The 766-nt window shown below is 47.1% G+C and carries 4 tRNA genes; all 4 read right to left on the bottom strand.

The window, feature by feature from the left end:
* Positions 1 to 4: 4 nt before the first annotated feature.
* The 4 genes from L655_RS0115715 to L655_RS0115730 all read right to left on the bottom strand — a co-directional run bounded on the left by L655_RS0115715 (position 5) and on the right by L655_RS0115730 (position 763).
* Positions 5 to 80 (bottom strand) — tRNA-Glu (locus L655_RS0115715).
* 92 nt (positions 81 to 172) lie between these two features.
* Positions 173 to 248 (bottom strand) — tRNA-Glu (locus L655_RS0115720).
* Between the two features lie 182 nt (positions 249 to 430).
* A tRNA-Glu gene (locus L655_RS0115725) sits at positions 431 to 506 on the bottom strand.
* Positions 507 to 687: 181 nt separating this feature from the next.
* Positions 688 to 763, bottom strand: a tRNA-Glu gene (locus L655_RS0115730).
* Positions 764 to 766: the final 3 nt, after the last annotated feature.

Here is a 766-nt window from a genome sequence, read left to right on the forward strand (position 1 = left end):
TAAGTGGCGTCCCCAAGGGGATTCGAACCCCTGTTACCGCCGTGAAAGGGCGGTGTCCTAGGCCTCTAGACGATGGGGACACATAAATGTGTCACTAGGACAACTGAATTTTTAGACTCGTTTCAGGCGAGCTTTCTTAATAACACTACACTTCCCTATTAAAATAAGTAAGTGGCGTCCCCAAGGGGATTCGAACCCCTGTTACCGCCGTGAAAGGGCGGTGTCCTAGGCCTCTAGACGATGGGGACACATAAATGTGTCACTAGGACAACTGAATTTTTAGACTCGTTTCAGGCGAGCTTTCTTAATAACACTTCACTTCCCTATTAAAAATAAGTAAGTGGCGTCCCCAAGAGATTAGTACTCTTGATAACGTCGTGCATAGAGAGTTCGGTGTCACACTGCTTTACACAATACTTAAAATAGTAAGTGGCGTCCCCAAGGGGATTCGAACCCCTGTTACCGCCGTGAAAGGGCGGTGTCCTAGGCCTCTAGACGATGGGGACACATAAATGTGTCACTAGGACAACTGAATTTTTAGACTCGTTTCAGGCGAGCTTTCTTAATAACACTTCACTTCCCTATTAAAATAAGTAAGTGGCGTCCCTAAGAGATTAGTACTCTTGATAACGTCGTGCATAGAGAGTGCGGTGTCACACTGCTTTACACAATACTTAAAATAGTAAGTGGCGTCCCCAAGGGGATTCGAACCCCTGTTACCGCCGTGAAAGGGCGGTGTCCTAGGCCTCTAGACGATGGGGACACA

Origin of the sequence: Pseudoalteromonas sp. TAE79, assembly GCF_000498015.1 — a bacterium.
GTDB lineage: Bacteria > Pseudomonadota > Gammaproteobacteria > Enterobacterales > Alteromonadaceae > Pseudoalteromonas.